Annotated in this window: 20 protein-coding genes and 1 other RNA gene; 8 read left to right on the forward strand and 13 right to left on the reverse strand. The window is 65.5% G+C overall.

Features of this window, described 5'->3' with window-relative positions; all coding sequences use genetic code 11:
* Both BUA41_RS19175 and BUA41_RS04575 read left to right on the forward strand, forming a co-directional pair.
* The coding region (locus tag BUA41_RS19175) for a hypothetical protein (RefSeq protein WP_217652771.1) at positions 1-966 on the forward strand (966 nt) is incomplete at its 5' end.
* The gene (locus BUA41_RS04575) at positions 963-1343 is read left to right on the forward strand and encodes a hypothetical protein (protein WP_072820189.1); all 381 of its coding nucleotides are present in this window, start codon (positions 963-965) and stop codon (positions 1341-1343) included. The genes BUA41_RS19175 and BUA41_RS04575, both read left to right, overlap by 4 nt.
* 271 nt (positions 1344-1614) lie before the next feature.
* Here BUA41_RS04575 and BUA41_RS04580 read toward each other — a convergent pair whose 3' ends face one another.
* From BUA41_RS04580 to BUA41_RS04620, 9 genes are all read right to left on the reverse strand, one after another.
* Positions 1615-2616, reverse strand: coding sequence for an aspartate carbamoyltransferase catalytic subunit (locus BUA41_RS04580; RefSeq protein WP_072820191.1), 1002 nt, complete (start codon positions 2614-2616; stop codon positions 1615-1617).
* Positions 2613-3134, reverse strand: coding sequence for a bifunctional pyr operon transcriptional regulator/uracil phosphoribosyltransferase PyrR (gene pyrR, locus BUA41_RS04585; protein ID WP_072820193.1), 522 nt, complete (start codon positions 3132-3134; stop codon positions 2613-2615). Before pyrR ends, BUA41_RS04580 begins: the two co-directional genes overlap by 4 nt.
* Positions 3135-3163: 29 nt before the next feature.
* A complete protein-coding gene (gene ruvX, locus BUA41_RS04590) occupies positions 3164-3619 on the reverse strand; it encodes a Holliday junction resolvase RuvX (protein ID WP_072820195.1) in 456 nt (151 codons plus the stop codon).
* On the reverse strand, positions 3619-4176 hold the full coding sequence (locus tag BUA41_RS04595; protein ID WP_072820197.1) for a YqgE/AlgH family protein: 558 nt from the start codon (positions 4174-4176) through the stop codon (positions 3619-3621). The genes ruvX and BUA41_RS04595 overlap by 1 nt, the downstream gene beginning before the upstream one ends.
* 14 nt (positions 4177-4190) lie before the next feature.
* Complete coding sequence (locus BUA41_RS04600; protein ID WP_072820199.1) at positions 4191-5072, reverse strand: energy transducer TonB; 882 nt, start codon at positions 5070-5072, stop codon at positions 4191-4193.
* 24 nt (positions 5073-5096) lie between these two features.
* Positions 5097-6053: a glutathione synthase gene (gene gshB, locus BUA41_RS04605; protein WP_072820201.1), complete on the reverse strand. Its 957-nt coding sequence runs from the start codon at positions 6051-6053 to the stop codon at positions 5097-5099.
* 212 nt (positions 6054-6265) lie between these two features.
* Positions 6266-6991, reverse strand: a complete 726-nt coding sequence (locus BUA41_RS04610) for a 16S rRNA (uracil(1498)-N(3))-methyltransferase (protein ID WP_072820203.1) — start codon at positions 6989-6991, stop codon at positions 6266-6268.
* Between the two features lie 12 nt (positions 6992-7003).
* Positions 7004-7492, reverse strand: a complete 489-nt coding sequence (secB, locus tag BUA41_RS04615) for a protein-export chaperone SecB (protein ID WP_072820205.1) — start codon at positions 7490-7492, stop codon at positions 7004-7006.
* Positions 7493-7526: 34 nt separating this feature from the next.
* The gene (locus BUA41_RS04620) at positions 7527-7946 is read right to left on the reverse strand and encodes a rhodanese-like domain-containing protein (RefSeq protein ID WP_072820207.1); all 420 of its coding nucleotides are present in this window, start codon (positions 7944-7946) and stop codon (positions 7527-7529) included.
* Positions 7947-8213: 267 nt separating this feature from the next.
* Between BUA41_RS04620 and gpmI the strand changes: the two genes are divergently transcribed.
* The 3 genes from gpmI to BUA41_RS04635 all read left to right on the forward strand — a co-directional run bounded on the left by gpmI (position 8214) and on the right by BUA41_RS04635 (position 12319).
* Entirely contained in the window at positions 8214-9791 is a 1578-nt protein-coding gene (gpmI, locus tag BUA41_RS04625) for a 2,3-bisphosphoglycerate-independent phosphoglycerate mutase (protein ID WP_072820209.1), read from the forward strand.
* A gap of 8 nt (positions 9792-9799) precedes the next feature.
* Positions 9800-10948 carry a murein hydrolase activator EnvC family protein gene (locus tag BUA41_RS04630; RefSeq protein ID WP_072820212.1) on the forward strand — a complete coding sequence of 383 codons (1149 nt, stop codon included), beginning with the start codon at positions 9800-9802 and terminating at the stop codon, positions 10946-10948.
* Between the two features lie 87 nt (positions 10949-11035).
* The gene (locus BUA41_RS04635; protein WP_072820214.1) at positions 11036-12319 is read left to right on the forward strand and encodes a S41 family peptidase; all 1284 of its coding nucleotides are present in this window, start codon (positions 11036-11038) and stop codon (positions 12317-12319) included.
* A gap of 12 nt (positions 12320-12331) precedes the next feature.
* Here the strand turns inward: BUA41_RS04635 and BUA41_RS04640 are convergent, their stop codons facing one another.
* The 4 genes from BUA41_RS04640 to BUA41_RS04655 all read right to left on the reverse strand — a co-directional run bounded on the left by BUA41_RS04640 (position 12332) and on the right by BUA41_RS04655 (position 16842).
* Complete coding sequence (locus tag BUA41_RS04640; RefSeq protein WP_072820216.1) at positions 12332-13561, reverse strand: UbiH/UbiF/VisC/COQ6 family ubiquinone biosynthesis hydroxylase; 1230 nt, start codon at positions 13559-13561, stop codon at positions 12332-12334.
* Positions 13562-13633: 72 nt separating this feature from the next.
* Positions 13634-14839 (reverse strand): 2-octaprenyl-6-methoxyphenyl hydroxylase, encoded by a 1206-nt coding sequence (ubiH, locus tag BUA41_RS04645; protein ID WP_072820218.1) that lies wholly within the window; start codon positions 14837-14839, stop codon positions 13634-13636.
* A gap of 73 nt (positions 14840-14912) precedes the next feature.
* On the reverse strand, positions 14913-16250 hold the full coding sequence (pepP, locus tag BUA41_RS04650; protein WP_072820220.1) for a Xaa-Pro aminopeptidase: 1338 nt from the start codon (positions 16248-16250) through the stop codon (positions 14913-14915).
* Positions 16251-16260: 10 nt separating this feature from the next.
* A complete protein-coding gene (locus BUA41_RS04655) occupies positions 16261-16842 on the reverse strand; it encodes a UPF0149 family protein (RefSeq protein WP_072820223.1) in 582 nt (193 codons plus the stop codon).
* 155 nt (positions 16843-16997) lie between these two features.
* Between BUA41_RS04655 and BUA41_RS04660 the strand changes: the two genes are divergently transcribed.
* The 3 genes from BUA41_RS04660 to BUA41_RS04670 all read left to right on the forward strand — a co-directional run bounded on the left by BUA41_RS04660 (position 16998) and on the right by BUA41_RS04670 (position 18219).
* The gene (locus tag BUA41_RS04660; RefSeq protein WP_072820225.1) at positions 16998-17300 is read left to right on the forward strand and encodes a cell division protein ZapA; all 303 of its coding nucleotides are present in this window, start codon (positions 16998-17000) and stop codon (positions 17298-17300) included.
* Between the two features lie 57 nt (positions 17301-17357).
* Positions 17358-17543, forward strand: a non-coding RNA gene (gene ssrS, locus BUA41_RS04665) — 6S RNA.
* A 34-nt stretch (positions 17544-17577) separates the two neighbouring features.
* A complete protein-coding gene (locus BUA41_RS04670) occupies positions 17578-18219 on the forward strand; it encodes a 5-formyltetrahydrofolate cyclo-ligase (RefSeq protein ID WP_072820227.1) in 642 nt (213 codons plus the stop codon).
* The last annotated feature ends 465 nt before the right edge of the window (positions 18220-18684 follow it).

Consider the following 18684-nt stretch of genomic DNA (forward strand, 5'->3'; position numbering starts at 1 on the left):
CGCCCGATGTCCTCTCAAGCGCTGGAGGCGGAATTGCTGGGCCAGGCGCCACCCGCGGTGCGCGAGAAATTCCGCGCCCTCAATCCGCATCTCGCTCAAGGGGCCAGGCCGGGCCAGATGGCCTTGCTCAGCGACCCCGATAATCTGATGTGCACCGCCGAAGACGCGCTGCTGGCCGATGCGGCAGCCCGGGTCGATGCCGCCCTAACGGCACTGGATGACGATGAAGCCCGGTTCATGGTCGAGCATTACGACACCCTCGCCCCGTTTCTCGACTACTCCTCGGCAGGCGTAGGCGCCAGCACCGCGATGGTCGGGCAGCACCTGAGCAACGTCGAGCGCACGCTCATCGAGATCGAACGGCTTCATCAGCGCAGCTTTGCCCAACACGGCCATCTCAACAGCCCCGACTTCTTCGCCCGGCGCCGCCGGCTTTTCCGGCGTCTGGACGATTCGCTGGGGTCGCTGGTGAAGCGAGGCATCGGTTTTCCCGATCACCCCTCGCTGCGGCATGCCTTGAACATTTCCACCCGCAGCCTGACGCACCACTGGCGCCAGGCAGGGGTCGGGGTCATCCCCGGCTACGCCAGCCATATCGAAGGCGTCGCCCGAGCCTCCAGGTACATCAAGGCCGGCGGCTGGATCGGCATCGGTCTGGGCGGCGTTGGCTCCTACGCCAAGGTGCAGGAAGCCTGTGCGACGGGACACGAGGAAGAGTGCAGTCGGGTGAAATATCAGGAAAGCGGGAAGTTTCTTGGCAGCGTGGGTGGTGGATTTGCATTGGGTACTGCGGCGACAAGTGCCGCTGCCACAGTCTGCGGTGCTATCGGATTGTCCACCTTTGGTGCAGGTGGTATTGCATGTGGTCTGGTCGTGGTGGGAGCCGGGGGGATAATCGGAGGGAGTTTTGGCGAAATGGGAGGTGGGATTTTTGGCGACCTGATTTATAAGAGTATCGCTCAATGAGTTTAGATTTATATGCTTATATCTGGGGCGCTTTGTTCGTCTTGATTTTTTCGAATATTGCGGTCTGTCTTTATGTGGCTTTTTTCAAGCTTTCGCTAATCGAAAGCCATCTTGCCAATTGCAAACTTGTCGAAAACAATCGCGATATCTGGAGAGGGGGTCTCTTTGGAAGAATGTATCGATTAGGACAAATTAGTGGAATGATTTTTTTTCCAAGCCCGATTGTCAAAAATGGTGAAGCCGACTTGGAAGAGATCCAACGGCTGCCTGCTGAATTGAAGCGCTGGGTTAAAATTCCTTATGCAACAATGGCGTTGCTTTCCATCGCCATGCTCGTCCTATGGGCCTGGGGCAAACAGGCTGGCTGGCTTAAGTAGCTAATTATTCCGGTTTTTTATTGCTGGGGAATAGTACACCACTGGCGCCAGGCAGGGGTCGGTGATATCCCCGGCTACGCCCGCCATATCGAAGGTGTCGCCCGGGCCTCCAGGTACATCAAGGCCGGCGACTGGATCGGCATCGGCCTGGGCGGCGTCGGCTCCTGCGCCAAGGTACAGGAAGCCTGTGCTGTCGGGTGCAATATCACGAAAGGGGCAGGTTCATTGGCGGCACCGCCTGCGACTTGATACCCCCTCTTCCACGCCTCATTCATCCACGCCTGGCCCGATCCCGGGTCTGCCCGCCGACCGCCATGGACAGCACCGCCATGCGCACGGCGATGCCGTTGGTGACCTGGTCGAGGATCACCGCCCGCGGCCCGTCGGCGACCGCGGACTCGATCTCGACCCCGCGGTTGATCGGCCCCGGATGCATGACGATGGCCTCGGGATGGGCCCAGGCCAGGCTCTCCTGGGTCAGGCCGTAATGGCGGTAGAACTCGCTTTCCGAGGGTAGCAAGGCACCGTCCATGCGCTCCTTCTGCAGGCGCAGGGCGATCACCACGTCGACGTCCTGCAGGCCTTCCTCCAGGCGGGGGAAGACCCGGCAGCGCCAGTCCTCGACGTCCACCGGCATCAGGGTGCGCGGGGCGATGACGCGCACTTCCGCCGCGCCCAGGGTGTTGAGCGCCAGCACCTGGGAACGGGCGACCCGGGAGTGCAGGATGTCACCGATGATCGCCACCTTGAGGTTCTCGAAGGCGCCCTTGGAGCGGCGGATGGTCAGCATGTCGAGCATCGCCTGGGTGGGGTGCGCGTGGCGGCCGTCGCCGGCATTGATGATCGCCACGTTGGGGGTCACCTGGCTGGCGATGAAGTGGGCGGCGCCGGAGTCCGAATGGCGTACCACGAAGGCGTCGGCCTGCATGGCCTCGAGGTTCTGCAGGGTGTCGAGCAGGGTCTCGCCCTTGGCGGTGGAGGACGTCTGGATGTCCAGGTTGAGCACGTCCGCCGAGAGACGCTTGGCGGCCAGCTCGAAGGTCGCCCGGGTTCGCGTGGAGTTCTCGAAGAACAGGTTGGCCACGGTACGCCCGCGCAGCAGCGGCACCTTCTTGACCTGGGCGTCCTGGACGCCGCGGAAACTGTCGGCGGTATCGAGGATTTCGGTCAGCAGTGCCTTGGGCAAGCCATCGATGTCGAGGAAATGGCGCAGGCGGCCGTCGGCGGTGAGTTGCACGCGAGAGGCGGCATTGGGCGCTGAGGTGACGTTCATCGAGACTCCTGAGAACGCGAGACCAGGGAAAGGGCGAGCGGGTCGGGCCCCGAAAGCTTGACCCGGTCGCCGGCGGCCAGTTCGAGCCGGGCACCGCAGATGTCTGGCTGTATCGGCAGCTCGCGACCGGGCAGCGAGATCAGCGCCGCCAGCAGCACCCGGCGGGGCCGTCCATAATCGAACAATTCGTTGAGGGCGGCGCGGATGGTGCGTCCGGACATCACCACGTCGTCGACCAGCACCAGGTCACGTTCCTCCACATCGAAGGGCAGATGGCTGGTGCGGATGCCCTCCGGCAGCCCCTGGTGGCCGAAGTCGTCGCGCCAGAAGCCGATGTCCAGCGTGCCCTGGGGCGTGGGCAGGGCCAGGCGCCGGTGCAGGGCGTCGGCGATCCACACGCCCCCAGTGTGAATTCCTACCAGGGCCAGGCGCTGACGATCCAGGCCACGCTGGTCGATCGCCGCCTCGAGATCGGCGACCATGCCATCGAGCAGCGCTGGAATCTTGGGAAGTGTCATCGGTACCCGTTACCCTTCTTTCCAATAGGTTATCGATAGGACTCGCGGCCCGGCAGCCCTTCGCCTTGTGCGAACCAGCCTTCGAGAATCAGCTGCGCCGCCAGCCCGTCGACGCTCTCCTCACGGTAATTGCCGCGATGGCCGGCCGCCCGGGCGATCGCCTTGGCCTCGCGAGTGGACCCCCGCTCGTCGACCATCACGCAGGGCTTGCCGAAGCGACCGTAGAGGCGCTTGCCGAACTTGCGGGCCCGGATGCTCATCTCGGACTCGCTGCCATCCATGTTGAGGGGCAGCCCGACGACGAACAGGTCCGGCCCCCACTCCTCGACCAGCCGGACGACGACGCCCCAGTCGGGAATGCCGTCCCGGGCCGGCAACGGCGCCAGTGCCGTGGCTCTCGCGGCGAGTTCGTTGCCCACCGCCACGCCGATGCGCCGGGTACCGAAGTCGAAGGCCAGAATCTGGCGACTGCCTTCTGCAGCCATCAGCTATGTCCGGCCTGACTGGTCATCAGGTTGAGATCGACACCGAGAATCCCCGCAGCGGCACTCAATCGCTGCTCCGAGGGCAGATCGAAGAGCACCCCGGGCTGCGCCTCGACGGTCAGCCAGGTATTGTCCAGCAGTTCCTTCTCGAGCTGGCCCGCCTCCCAGCCGCAGCATCCCAGGCAGACCAGGAAATCGTTCGGCCCCTTGCCGGCGGCGATGGCCTGGAGCATGTCCATGGAGGTGGTCAGGGCGATGTCGTCGGCCACCTGCAGGCTGGAATCCCAAGGCTGGCTGCTGCCGCGATGCAGGATGAAACCGCGGTCCTTGTGAACGGGCCCACCGTAGTAAACCGGCATGTTTCTCGCCTGGCACTCCGTGGCATCCAGTTCGAGTTGCTCGAGGAGGGCGTCCAGGGTCAACTCCAGCGGGTGATTGACGATGACTCCCATGGTGCCATTGTCGTCATGGTCGCAGAGATAACTCAAGCTGCCGGCGAAATGCGGGTCCTCGAGGTGAGGCATCGCCAGTAGAAAGTGGTTGCGAAAGCTTTGCATGGGCCTCCCTGGCGTCAACGCACGCCAAAACTGTTGCCTTTCCCGAAGCGCCAGGTTCGCGTGATGGTCAGGCTGTCGCGTTCGCCCATGCCACTGTCGAAGGGGCGGTAGGGCGCTGCACCATGCACGGTCTTCAGTGCGGCCTGGTCGAGTTCGGGATGTCCCGAGGATTGTAACACCTCTGCCTGGCGTACCTGACCATCCCGGCCGATGACCACGCGGATGCGCAGCTGGCCGTCGAGCGCACCCGGTGCCGGATGGTGACGATTGCCGTAGGTTTCGACCCGCCGGGTCCAGGCGTCGATATAGCGCGTCTCGGCGGCCCGCCGAACGGCCTCACGGTCACGGTCGCCGCTCTCGTTGGCGGAAGCCGGAGCGGTGAACCCCTGCTGCCGCACGCTTTCACTGGCCTGGGCCAGTAGCGATCTGCCGCTGGGCGCCGTCTTTGCGCCGGATGGCGATGACGGTGTCCCGGGTGACGACGGTTCAGGCGCAGGCTCGGGTGTCGAAGGCGATTCAGGCGTTGGCGCTGCCTCCGCCGCGGGCTCGGGGCTTGGCTCCGGCTCCGGCGCCGGCTGGGCTTGCGGTTGGTTCGTCTCGGCTGCCGCAGGCACGGGAGGCGGCTCGACCTGCGGGGGTGGCTCGGCTGCTTCCTCCTGGCTCGCCGACCGATCGGCATCCACGACCTCCTGGGCGGCACCGGGTTTCACGGCGGCCTGGGTCACGATCGCCACGTCGAGGCCGACCGGCGTCTTCGGCGGCGGCGGAACCAGACGCCAGTGGGCCAGCCCGCCGATGATGGCCCCGTGCAGGAGTATCGCCAGCGCCCAGGCCGACAGCGTCCGATGACGCCGGCCGATCGGTGCCTTGAACGAGAAGTCGAGCGATGCTGCCATGGCCGCGTGCCGTGCCTTCCGGTATCAGCCCAGCCGGCGCAGGATGGCGTCCATCAGCAGGCCGGCGATATCGGTACCGCGCTGATCGTCGATCTCGCGAACGCAGGTCGGACTGGTGACGTTGATCTCGGTGATGTAGTCGCCGATCACGTCGAGACCGACGAATATCAGCCCCTTGTCGAGCAGCGTCGGGCGGACCTGCTCGATCAGCCAGTGATCGCGCTCGGTCAGCTCGCGACTGATGCCCTGGGCGCCGGCGGCCAGGTTGCCGCGGGTCTCCCCGGCCATGGGAACCCGGGCCAGGCCGTAGGGGACCGGTTCGCCATCGACCAGCAGGATGCGGGTATCGCCGTCCTTGATCTCGGGAATGTAGCGCTGGGCCATGATCTGGCGTCGGCCACGCTCGCTGAGCAACTCGAGGATGGCCCCGATGTTGCGCCCCTCCGGGCGCACATGGAAGACGCCGCTGCCGCCCATGCCATCCAGGGGCTTGAAGATCACATCGCCATGTTCGGCGTGGAAGCCGCGCAGCACCTCCTCGTTGCTGGAAACCACGCAGGGCACGCTGCACTGGGGAAACTGCTGGGCGAAGAGCTTCTCGTTGCATTCGAGCAAGGCCTGGGTGGGATTGACCACCAGCACCCCTTCCCGCTCGGCGAAGCCGAGCAGGTAGGTGGCATTGACGAAGTGGCTGTCCACCGGCGGGTCCTTGCGCATCAGGATCACATCGAGCTCGGCCAGCGGCGTCGTCTGGGGCTCACCGAGCCGATACCAGCGCTCGGCGTCGCGGAAGACCTCGAGATCGCGAAGGCGAGCCATGGCACGACCGTTCGCCAGGAAGAGATCGCTCTGCTCCATGTAGTGCAACGACCAGCCTCGATCCTGGGCGGCCCAGAGCATGGCCAGGGTCGTGTCTTTCTTGTAGGTGATGGCAGCGATGGGATCCATCACCACACCGATCTTGAGAGGGCGTTGACTCATGACTCACTCTTCCGACAGGGGAGATGGAGGCAGTATGACCCAGCCCCAGCGCTGGACCAAGACGTTGAGGAATCGCTGCCTAAATAGCCGAGCGGAATGAAGCGCAAGGCGCCCGGAACACAGAAGACGAGACATAACATGAGGTTAGGCGAGTCTTCGAGTACCGCGCAACGCAGCGATTCGTCCGAGCAGGCATTTATGTAGTGATTCCTTCAGAGGTCGCCAAAATAATGCTGCAACAGGCTCAGCGCGACGACGGGGGCGGTCTCGGTGCGCAGGATGCGCGGGCCGAGGGTCAGCGCCATGAACCCCGCCTCCCGGGCGCGCTCGACTTCTCCCTCGGCAAGCCCGCCCTCGGGACCGACCAGCAGGGCAGCCGTGGCGACCTCCAGCACATCGCGCCAGACCGACGACGTGCCTGGATGCAGCATCAGGCGCAGCGCTTCGTCCCGCTCGACCAGCCAGCCGTCCAGGGGCCGGGGCGCGTGTATCGTCGGCAGCGAGGCACGCCCGCACTGCTCGCAGGCGCTGATGGCCACCGCTCGCCAGTGGGCGTGCTTTCTCGTCTCGCGCTCGCCCTTCAGCCTCACGTCGCCATGTTCGGTATAGAGCGGCGTGATTGCCGTCACCCCCAGTTCGACGGCCTTCTGGATGGCGTAGTCCATGCGATCGCCCTTGGAGATCGCCTGGCCGAGATGCACCGCCAGTGACGACTCACCGCGACCCGGCGCAAGCGTATCGATGCGCGCCACCACCCGCTTGCGCGTGGCCGCGACGAGTTCGGCCTCGGCCTCGTTGCCGTGGCCGTCGAACAACGTCAGCGGCGCGCCTTCCTTCAGACGCAGCACCGTGACCACGTGCCGCGCCGCCCCCTCGGGCAACACCAGTTCGGCGCCAGGCTCGAGCAGCGCATCGACGTATATCCGCGGCCCGCTCATCCCGACGCCGACCTATTGCGTGGTCTCGCTGCCTTCCGCCTGACGCTGCTTCTTCTGGGCATACATCGCCTCGAAGTTCACCGGCGCCAGCATCAGCGGAGGGAAGCTGCCACGGCTGACCAGGTTGTCGATGCACTCCCGGGCATAGGGAAACAGCACATTGGGGCAGAAGGCCCCCAGGGTGTGATCCAGCTGATCGCCCTGCAGGCCGGTGATGCGAAACAGGCCGCCCTGCTCGATCTCGGCCAGGAAGCAGGTGTTGCCGGTCTCGCTGTGGTTGATCTGGGCGGTCACCTTGACCACGACCTCGTAGAGGTCCTCTCCCACCTGGGTGCTGTGGGTGCCCAGGTCGACGTTGACCTTGGGCTTGAAGGCTTCCTGGAAGACCTTGGGAGAATTGGGCGACTCGAAGGAGATGTCCTTGACGTAGATGCGCTGCAGCGCGAACTGCAACTGCTGCTGGTCCTGGCCCTGTGCAGCCTGATTGTTCTCTTCCGCCATGTTGATGCTTCCTTTAGAACACTGGAACGATTGTTTACTTTCTGACCACGGGCAGGTTGTCGGCCTGCCACTGCGCCATGCCCCCCTTGAGCTTGACCGCCCGGGTGAACCCGGCCTTGGCCAGCTTGGCCACGGCCATGCCCGACGCCTGGCCGTGCTTGCAGACGACGATGACCGGCTTTTCCTTGAACTTGTCGAGCTCGCTCATCCGATCGTCGAGCTTGCTCTGAGGAATGTTGCGGGCACCGGCGATGTGGCCGGCCTTGAAGTCGTTGGCATCGCGAATGTCGACGACGGCGGCGTCCTCGCGATTGATCAGCGCGGTGGCCTGGCCGGAATCGACCCCGTGATTACCGCGCTGGAACTCGTAGGCGAGCCAGGCGGCGAGTACGGCCACGAAGGCCCCCACCAGCAACGGATGATTCTGAATGAATTCGAACAACTGATCGATCATGGGTCCGGATAGCTCTTGTTGACGCTTGTTGAAGAGTGGCGCGTTGGAAATGGCGCGCCCCAGTATACACAAGCCATCGCCCTGCGTCCGTCACCAGGCAGTGCCCGAAAGGGGTCTGCGCGTGCCGACTTTTCAGGCAGTGCCTGGCGTGGCTGTGACGCTCGGCGCCCCCTGCGGTATGATGACGCCAGAAACCACGAGTCGCGAACGGATGCGCACCCCAGCCGTGCGGCGAGTCCCACCACGCCAAGCAGCGAGAGCCTCTCCATGTCAAACAGCCCTACATCTTCTCGTCCCCGTCCGGTGGCGCTGATCATTCTCGATGGCTATGGCCACAGCGACAATCCCGAGCACAACGCCATTGCCGCCGCCAGGACCCCGGTGATGGATGCTCTTACGCAGCGCTACCCCAGCGGCCTGGTGCACACCGATGGCAAATACGTCGGCTTGCCCCAGGGGCAGATGGGCAACTCCGAGGTCGGCCACATGAACCTGGGCGCCGGACGCATCGTCTACCAGGACTTCACCCGTATCACCAAGGCCATCGAAGACGACGGGCTGAACGACATCGCTGCCCTGACCGGCCCGGTCGACGCGGCGGTCGAGGCCGACCGCGCCGTGCATCTGCTGGGGCTGCTCTCCCCCGGCGGCGTGCACAGCCACGAGGAGCATATCCTGGCCATGGCCGAGATGGCCGCCCGTCGCGGGGCCAAGAGGATCTACGTGCACGCCTTCCTGGATGGCCGCGACACCCCGCCGCAAAGCGCCCGAGATTCTCTCGAGCGCACCAACGCCAAACTGGCCGAACTGGTGGGCCAGAACCAGGGGTTCGTTGCCTCGATCGTCGGGCGCTACTTCGCCATGGATCGCGACAACCGCTGGGAGCGGGTCGAGAAGGCCTATCGGGTGATCACCGAAGGAGAAGGCGAGTATGTCGCCGAATCCGCCGAGGCCGGCCTTGCCGCCGCCTACGAACGCGGCGAGACCGACGAGTTCGTCGCGGCCACCAGTATCCGGCCGCAGGACGACGCCGTCGTCATGGCGGACGGCGATGCCGCGATCTTCATGAACTTCCGCGCCGATCGCGCCCGGGAACTGACCCGCGCCTTCGTCGAGGACGATTTCACGGGCTTCAAGCGCCAAGCCCGGCCCAGGCTTGCCGGCCGGGGGCTGGTGATGCTGACCGAATACGCCGCGAACATCCCGGCCGATTGCGCGTTCCCTCCCTCCGATCTGCACAACACCCTGGGCGAAGTGATCGCCGATCGCGGCATGACCCAACTTCGCATCGCCGAGACCGAGAAATACGCCCACGTCACCTTCTTCTTCTCCGGCGGCCGCGAGGCCGAATTCCCGGGCGAGACGCGCGAGCTGATCCCCTCGCCCCAGGAAGTCAAGACCTATGACGAGAAGCCCGAGATGAGTGCGGTGGAGGTCACCGATCGGTTGGTCGCGGCGATCGATGCGGGAACCTTCGACCTGATCGTCTGCAACTACGCCAACGGCGACATGGTCGGTCACACCGGCAAGTTCGATGCCGCGGTCAAGGCAGTGGAAGTGCTGGACGAATGCGTCGACCGGGTGGTCGAGGCCATCGAGCGCGCCGGGGGCGAATGCCTGATCACCGCGGATCACGGCAATGCCGAACAGATGATCAACCCCGACACCGGCGCGCCCCAGACCGCGCATACCACCTTCGAGGTGCCGTTGATCTACGTCACGAAGCGCCAGGTCCGCCTGAAGGAAGGGGGGCGCCTGTGCGATATCGCCCCGACCCTGCTGACCATGATGGGCGAAGCGATTCCCGACGAGATGACCGGCGACGTGCTGGTCGAATACTCCTGATAGCGGCGATGCCCGGCAGAATTCGTCACGCTGTCGCCCTCGCCCTCCTGCCGCTGCTCGTCCAGGGCCCGCTGGCCCTGGCCCAGTCGAGCGAACGGGAAGCCGCGGCTCGGGTCGACGCCATCAGTGAGGACATCCAGGCGCTGACCGAACGCCTGAAAGGGACCCGCGAGGCACGCGGCGACGCCAGCCGGCAGCTCGAGGCGGTCGAGACGGCGCTTGGCGAAACGCATCGGCGACTCGACCGGCTTCAGGCCGAGCGCCGCCAGCTCGATGACGAGATACACGAGCTCGAGCAGCAGCGCGAGGCATTGCGCATCGAGCGGGGCGAACAGCGCCAGGCCCTGGCCGTCCAGATCCAGGCACTTTACCGGCTGGGACGCTCGCCGCAGCTCAAGCTGCTGCTCAATCAGGATGACCCGGCACGGCTCGATCGGCTGCAAACCTATCTCAACCGTCTCTCTCGGGCGCGCAACGAACGCATCGACACCCTCGCCCGCCTGGACGAGCAGTTGGCCGAGAACCGGGCCGCTCTCGCCCAGCGTCGTGAACGCCTCGATGACCTGATGGGAGAGCTGGAGACACAGCGGGCCACCCTGGTCCAGCGCACCCGCGAGCGCGAAGCCCTGCTCGCCAAGCTCGACGCCCGCTATGCCGACGAGAAATCCCGCCTGGCGCAGCTCGACAAGGAGCGCGCGGAAGCCGAGCAAATGCTCGAACGGATCCGCGACGAGCTCAAGCGCCTCGAGGAGCCACCCCCTTCCACGGCGATCGCCGATACCAAGGGCAAGTTGCCCTGGCCGGTCCAGGGCAAGGTGCTCTCGGCCTTCGGCAGCGGCGAAGGCATCAATCGCAACGGCCTGGTGATCGCCGCCGCCGAGGGCGCTGCCGTCAAGGCCATTCACCCCGGCCGGGTGGTCTTCGCCGACTGGATGCGCGGCTTCGGCAACCTGCTGATCCTCGACCACGGTGACGACATCATGTCGCTTTACGCCCATGTGCAGAGCTTCGATGTCGCGGTGGGCGAGCGCATCGAACGAAACGATGTCATCGCTGCCGTAGGTAACACCGGTGGTCGTCCGCGCCCGGCGCTCTATTTCGAGGTGCGCCGCGCCGGCAAGCCGATCGATCCGAACCAGTGGATCGGTCAGCGCTGACGCTCGGCCGGCGACGTGACAAGATGTAGCGCCGCCCCTCACCGTGGCGCTATGCTGATCCCCTGTTTCAACGATGTGAGAGAGAGAATGCGCCTTCCTCGCCTGACCTGGCTACTCCCCGCCCTCATGATCGGTCTGTCGCCGGTCGCCCTAGGTGCCCCCGAGCAGCAGGCCGATGACGACCTCCCGGTGGCCGACATCCAGACCTTCGCCGAGGTGTTCGAGCGCATCAAGCGAGCCTACGTCGACGAGGTGGACGATTCGACGCTGCTGCGCAATGCCATGCGCGGCATGCTCGGCGAACTCGACCCCCACTCGACCTACCTGTCCAGCAAGGATTTCGAGGCACTGCGCGAATCCACCGAAGGCGAGTTCGGCGGCATCGGCATCGAGGTGGGCATGCAGGATGGGCAGCTCACGGTCATCGCCCCCATCGACGACACCCCGGCGGCGGAAGCCGGCCTTCAGCCCCGGGACGCCATCCTGCGCATCGATGGCAAGGTCACCGACCGCCTCTCCCTCGAGGAGGCGGTGACACTGATGCGTGGTGAACCGGGCTCCGAGATCGAGCTCACCATCCTGCGCGAGGGCGAGAATTCGCCGCGCACCGTCACCCTGACCCGCGAGATCATCCGCAACGAAAGCGTGAAGAGCGAGATGCTCGAGCCGGGCTACGGCTACCTGCGCATCAGCCAGTTCCAGAACAGCACCGGCAAGCAGGTACGCGATGCGCTCGGGAACCTCTCCGAGAAGGCGCCCCTGGACGGCCTGATCCTCGACCTGCGCAACAACCCTGGTGGCGTGCTGAACAGCGCCATCGAGGTGGCCGATGCCTTCATCGACAGCGGTCTAGTGGTGTATACCGAAGGCCGGCTTCCCGACAGCGACATGCGTTTCAGCGCCACCCCCGACACCGCCGCCCCGGAGGTGCCGATGGTGGTGCTGATCAACGGCGGCAGCGCCTCGGCGGCGGAAATCGTCGCCGGCGCCCTGCAGGATCAGCGTCGCGCCGTGATCATGGGCACCACCAGTTTCGGCAAGGGCTCGGTGCAGCAGGTCATGCCGCTCGGCAACGGCGATGGCGTGAAACTGACCACCGCCCTCTACTTCACGCCGGACGGTCGCTCGATCCAGGCCAAGGGCATCGCCCCGGATGTGGAAGTGGTGCGCGGCCGCCTGGAAGTCGCCGAGGGCAACGACTTCGGCATCCGCGAGTCGGATCTCAGCGGACGCCTGGCCAACCCCAACGGCAACCAGGAGTCCCAGGCCTCCGGCAGCGCCCCGGTCAAGGACTACCAGCTCGGTGAGGCCCTCAACCTGCTCAAGGCGCTCAACGTGCTGGAACGACGGCCATCTCAATCCCGCCAGTGAGCCGAGACAGGCCTAGCGGCAGCTCGCCGGCAGACGCCCGCGCTCGCCGATGGCCTGGCGCATCAACAAGCGCTTGAGAGGCAGCAGGCGATCGACCCCGGACAGCCCGATGTTGCGGGCCAGGCGCAAGGCCGGGTTCTCGGCGCCGAACAGCAGGCGGAAACCGTCCATGAGCGCCAGCATTGCCGTGTTGTCGCCGCGCCGGCGTCGCGCATAGCGGGAAAGGATGCGCGGATCCCCCAGTTCGGCGCCGCGCCGGCGTGCCTCGACCAGCTCCTCGGCAAGCACGGCCGCATCCATGAAGCCCAGATTGACGCCCTGTCCCGCCAGGGGATGGATGCTGTGGGCGGCATCGCCCACCAAGGCCAGCCCCGGCTCGACATAATGGCTGGCATGGCGCTGGGTCAGGGGAATGGCAACGGCGGCGTCGATGACCTCGACCGCGCCCAGGCGATGCTCGAAGGCCGACGCCAGCGCGTTGCCCAGGACGTCTCGAGACAGGTCGACGAGTCGCCTGGCCTCGTCCGGGGTGGTTGACCAGACGATGGAGCAGTAGCGGGTGTCGCCGTCGACGCTCAGGGGCAGGAAGGCCAGCGGACCGGTGGGCAGGAAGATCTGCCGTGCCACGCCACCGTGCACGCGTTCGGTGCGTACCGTGGTGACCACGGCGGTCTGGCCGGTGTCCCGGGCGCTGACCTCGATACCCGCCAGTTCGCGCAGCCGGGAACGGGCGCCATCGGCCGCCACTACCAGGGGCGCCGCCAGGCGCCGTCCATCGGCGAGTATCAGTCGCCGCCCTATCGCGGTGGTCTGCAAGGCCTCGACCCGGGCGTCGAACAGCTGGTCGACGCAGGGTAGCGCCGCCAGGCGCGTTTCGAGGGCCGCCAGCATCACCTCGTTCTCGACGATATGCCCGAGCACCGGCGTACCCGCCTGCTCGGCATCGAAGGCGATTTCGCCGCTGCCTTCGGCCTCCCAGACCTGCATGCCGGTGTAGGGGGAAATCCGACGTAACCGCGACCAGATGCCGAGCCCCTCCATCAGGCGCTGGCTGACCGGGGTCACGGCGCTGACCCGCTGGGCAGGCTGTCCTCGACCGACAGCTTCCTCGTCGAGGGGCCCTGGCCGTGCGTCGAGCACGCTGACCGCGACACCCGCCTCGCCGAGCAGGGCGGCAAGCGCGGCGCCGACCAGGCCGCCGCCCACGACGATCACCTCTGCCTGAGAATCCGTTTCCTGCATCGCTCTTCACTCCTTAAGCATGAGTCACTTTCAACGATGTATTGCCGAGTTCGGTAGATCAGGAGCCGGTCCTCAGCGTTCGAGTCCCATGGCACGCCTGGCCAGCGTGCGACGCAGCGGGCCGGTCAGGTTGAGGCCGACCAGGCCCGCGGCCCGGGCGTGGGAAAGCAGCGGATGGGTGATGCCGAACAGGCGAATCAACCCGTCGCTGAAGCGAATCACGTTGCGACGATCATTGGCACGACGCCTCTCGAAGGCATTCATGATCGCCATGTCGCCCGGGGCTTGGCCTTCGACGACACCTTGTTCGAGCGCCGCCACCAGGTCCATCACGCCGCGCAGCGCCAGGTTGAAGCCCTGGCCCGCCACCGGGTGAAGGGCGTGGGCGGCATTGCCCAGGACCGCCAGACCGGGACGCACCACCTCATCCGCGGTGACCAGGGACAACGGGTAGGCGTGGCGGCGGCCGACGCGCCTGAAACGGCCGGCGCGTTCGCCGAACACCCGCTGCAGCCGGGTCAGGAAGTCGGCGTCACCGAGGGCCAGGGTCTCGCCTTCCGTGCCACTGGCATGGGTCCATACCAGCTCCATGCGATCACCGCCCAGGGGCAATAGTGCCAGCGGTCCTTCCCGGGTGAACCGCTCGAAGGCGACGCCATGGTGCGGCTCACTGACCTCGAGATTGGCGATCAGCGCCGTCTGTTCATAGGGGGTTTCGCGACTGGCGATGCCCAGCTGTTCCTTGAGTCCCGAGCGGCCGCCATCGGCCAGCACGGTCAGGCCCGCCTGCAGGCGGTCGCCATCCGAAAGATCCAGGCAATGGCCACCGGCCTGGGGCGTGATCTTCTCGACCTTGGCCGGGCAGTGCCAGTCGAGATCGAGTTCGGTGAGCCGAGCGTGCAGTACCCGACCCATCCAGGCATTGGGCAATACGTAGCCCAGGGCTTCGACGCCCAGTTCCTCGGCGGTGAGTCGCGTGGCCCCCAGCCGGCCCTGCTCGCTGACATGGATGAGCGAGATGGGCTGGGCCTCGCGGGCCATGTCCTGCCAGATGCCCAGGGTCTGGAAATGCTGACGCGAGCCCTGAGCGATGGCGCTGGCCCGGGCATCGAAGCTCGGCTGGTAACCCTCGAGATCGGCATTGGGCAGCGGCGCCGCCTCGATCACGGCCACCCGCAAGCCTCCCTGGCGAATCAACGGTGCCAGGGCGCACCCCAGGCTGGCGCCCACCAAGCCGCCGCCGACGATGGCAATATCTACATGGTGAGTGCGCGGCATGGGATACCTCGTGTAATAAATATTGCGTTTTACGTAATTTACGTATGAATGATGGCCGGCTACGGAAATTCCCTTAGCCCTGCGCCATCAGCGCCTCGATCTCGGCCACCTGCTTGGGCACACCGGCCGTCAACACCGCGTGGCCGGATTGCGTGACGGCCACGTCATCCTCGATGCGAATGCCGATGCCGCGCAGCTCTTCGGGAATGTCCTCCTCATCGGGCAGATACAACCCGGGCTCCACCGTCAGCACCATGCCCGCTCGCAAGGGGCGCGGCTCGCCGTCCTGGCGGTAGGCCCCGACATCATGCACGTCGAGGCCCAGCCAGTGTGAGGTCGAATGCGGATAGAAGCGCTTGTAGCTCTCGTCCTCGATCCGTGCCTCGAGCCCTCCCTCTAGCAGCCCCAGCTCGATCAACCCTCGGGTGAGGTCGCGCACGACCCCCTGATGGATCTCGCTCAGGGTGGCCCCCGGTCGGACCGCCTCGATGGCGTGCTGCTGAGCCGCCAGGACGATGCCATAGACCTGCCGCTGCACGGCGCTGAAACACCCGTTGACGGGGAAGGTACGGGTAATGTCGCCGGCATAGAGCGCGAACTCGGCGCCGGCGTCGATCAGCACCAGATCGCCATCCTCGAGCCTGGCGGCATTGTCGATATAGTGCAGCACGCAGGCATTGGCGCCACTCCCGACGATGGTGCCATAGGCGGGCGCGCTGGCGCCCTGCCAGCGGAACTCGTGCTCGAGCTCCGCCTGCAACTGATATTCGTGCAGTCCTGCGCGTGCGGTGCGCATGGCGCGCGCGTGACCCAGGGCGGAAATGGCGCCGGCGTGACGCATCAGCGCCAGCTCAGCCTCGCTCTTGATCAGGCGCTGCTCGTGAATCAGCCTGGTGACCTCCACGAAGCCGCTCGGCGGTCTTGCTCCCTGGCGCTGGCGATCGCGGAGTTCACCGCGCACCGCCTCGGCGCTCGCCAGGGCAGCGGCATCGTCCAGAGGCAGGTAGAGGAGCTCGCGTCCGTCGAGAAGAGTGGCGAGGTGGGCCTTGCGTTCGGCGTTTTCGAAGGCCTGATCCATGCCATGATGCTCGACCGCTCCCGCGGCACCGATGCGGCTGCCGGTCCAGGTCTCCAGCGCCGGGTCCTTGTCCTGGCAGAAGAGCACCACTTCGCCCGCTTCGCGATCCGGCAGCAACAGGAGCAGGGCGTCCGGCTCGGGGAAGCCGGTCAGGTAGTGGAAGTCGCTATCCTGACGAAAGGGGTATTCACTGTCGCGGTTGCGGATCGTCAGGGTGGCCGAGGGCAGCAGTACGGCGCTCCCGGGAGGCAGCGAGGCCATCAGCGTCTGGCGCCGTCGGCGGTACTCGTCGAGGCTGATCGCCTCCGGATGCGGCAAGGGCGGGTGTGACATCGTAGCGTCCTTATTGCACGGCGTCGTCGTCGGCTTGTTCCACCTGCGGGCTACCGGGATGCTGCTCGGTATAGAGCAGCATGGCGGCCATGCGCGCATGCTCGGCCAGGGCGAACAGGTCGTTCTCGTTGTCGGCGCTGTCCTCCAGGGCGAGCTCGTCGATGCTCGCCAGGGCTTCCAGGTCCTCCAGGGCTTCGCGCAGATTGGCGGACCAGGCGTCCCGGGTAGGGGCGCCGACTTCGCTGACCACCTCGAGAAAGCCCAGGGTCCACTCCTTGAGCCCCCGGGCGCGCTCGGCCAGGGAGAACAGATCATCCGGGAGCAGAGGCTCGTAGTTGAGCTCCGGGGCCGAGAGGGCATCCAGGGTCTGGCGGCGCCATCCCAGCAGCACCTCGGCGTCCTCGCGATCCCGGGGCTGCTCGACCCCCAGCGCGGCGCTCACCTCTTCCAGCCACTGCTGTGCCGGCAGGTCATGCAACGCCAGTTCGGCGCTCAGTCGTCCGTCGAGAAAGGCGGGCGATTGCAGGCTGCCGTGGGCGAGGAAGACATCGGCGACGGTGGAGAAATCGAGCTGATCGTTGATGATGGACATGCGTTCTCCAGTGGGGGTTGGCGAAAGGGAAACCGGCCAGGGAGCGTGATCCGGGCTGCGTTGACCGGTCGATGCCGCCTCTCTATAGTGGCTCCAGACTGGTTTCATCTTACCGTATCGTGGACTGAATTGGCCCACTCTCCCGGGAGCCTGACATGACGGACGCTACACGGCCAACCACCGAGATCACGCTGCTGGGACGCTCCTATGTCATCGCCTGCCCGCCGGAGGAGCAGGACGAGCTCAATCGCGCGGCACGCTATCTCGATCGTGCCATGCATGGCATCCATTCCCGAGGCAAGGTCCTGGGTGCCGAGAAGATCGCCATCATGGCCGCGCTGAACATCACCCACGAGCTGCTGCGCCATGTGGAAGAGCGGCGCGAGAACGAGGCCAGTCTGAGCCGGCTCAACGAACGTCTTGAGCAGGCGCTCAGCGCCGTCGATGCCGGCCGCTAGCGAGCCACGATCCAAAACAGCCCTTTGGCCCTGCCCTCGGCTCTGTTAGGATTGGGATGTTCCCTGGGATGTACGCCAGTCGTTTATAGTCCCTCGAGCCTATGCGCAGTACCCAGGGGGCCAATTGCTAGACAGACCCGTGTGCATGTCCGTGCGACGGAAAGCCTGACGGTCTGTCTGCGGCCACCCACCTTGAACCAGTGGGTTCAAGGGCCAGAACGGCAGCGGCATTCTGGGGAACTCCTTACTCTACGCTGCAGGAAGGATAGTCACCGTCTTGTCTGATCCCTCCGTGTCGCCTCAACAGCGCAAGACGTTACGCAAGGAACTACGCCGCCGACGTCGGTCCCTGACGGCGCGCGAGCAGCGACAGGCTGCCTTGGCGCTGTGCCGTCGCTTGCGCTGCCTGCCCGAGGTACAGCGTGCCCGCCGTGTGGCGCTCTACCTGCCCAACGATCACGAGATCGACCCGACGCCCCTGCTGGGGTGGCTGCATCGCCGAGGCGCGAAGGCCTATCTGCCGGTTCTGCATCCGCTTTCCCACAACCGTCTATGGTTCGTGCACTATCATGCCGGCACTCCCATGCTCACCAATCGCTTCGGCATCAGCGAGCCCCACACCCGCCATGGCGCGCACCGGGCGCGGCGGTTGCCGGCCTGGGCGCTGGACCTGGTGCTGCTGCCCCTGGTGGGCTTCGACGACGAGGGTAATCGGATGGGCATGGGGGGTGGTTTCTATGACCGCAGCTTCGCGTTCATCCGCCATCGCCATCCTCGGCCACGGCTGGTCGGAGTCGCTCATCACTGCCAGCAGGTCGAGCACTTGCCGGTCGCGCCCTGGGACGTGCCCCTGGACGCCATCGTCAGCGACCGGCATGTCATTCGTCCCCGAATGGGCCACAGAAACAGAAACCGGTAGATGGCGATGAGCCATCTACCGGTCGGAAGACAGACAAACTCCAGGCGCGGATGCGGTATCAACAGGTTACGAGAAGCGAGGCTCAGCCTCCGACCACCGCCTGAGCATACCCGGTCGCGACGACGCCGAGCACGAAGATAAGCATCAGCGCCATGATCAGATCAGGCTTGCGTTTCATGGCCTAACGACTCCGAAAGATTTCACATTGCTGCCTCTTGGCAGGCCCGACTATAGGGCTGCGAAAAAAGAATGACAATAGTCATCGGCATGCCTTTTCACGCACGGCCCCGCTGGAAAGCGCTCTGGCGTTAGTACTTCCTTCGCTCTCCCTCGCCTGAGATAGGGTGGGGCCCGCCAAGTGCCTTCCAACGTCATGATAGGACGAAAAATGTAAATCAAACGGGTGAAAAGAGGCTTAATATCGTTCAATTAGATAACGCAAGACGCGATGGCCCTGTTGTCGAG

Origin of the sequence: Modicisalibacter ilicicola DSM 19980, assembly GCF_900128925.1 — a bacterium.
In the GTDB taxonomy this organism is placed as follows: Bacteria; Pseudomonadota; Gammaproteobacteria; order Pseudomonadales; family Halomonadaceae; genus Modicisalibacter; species Modicisalibacter ilicicola.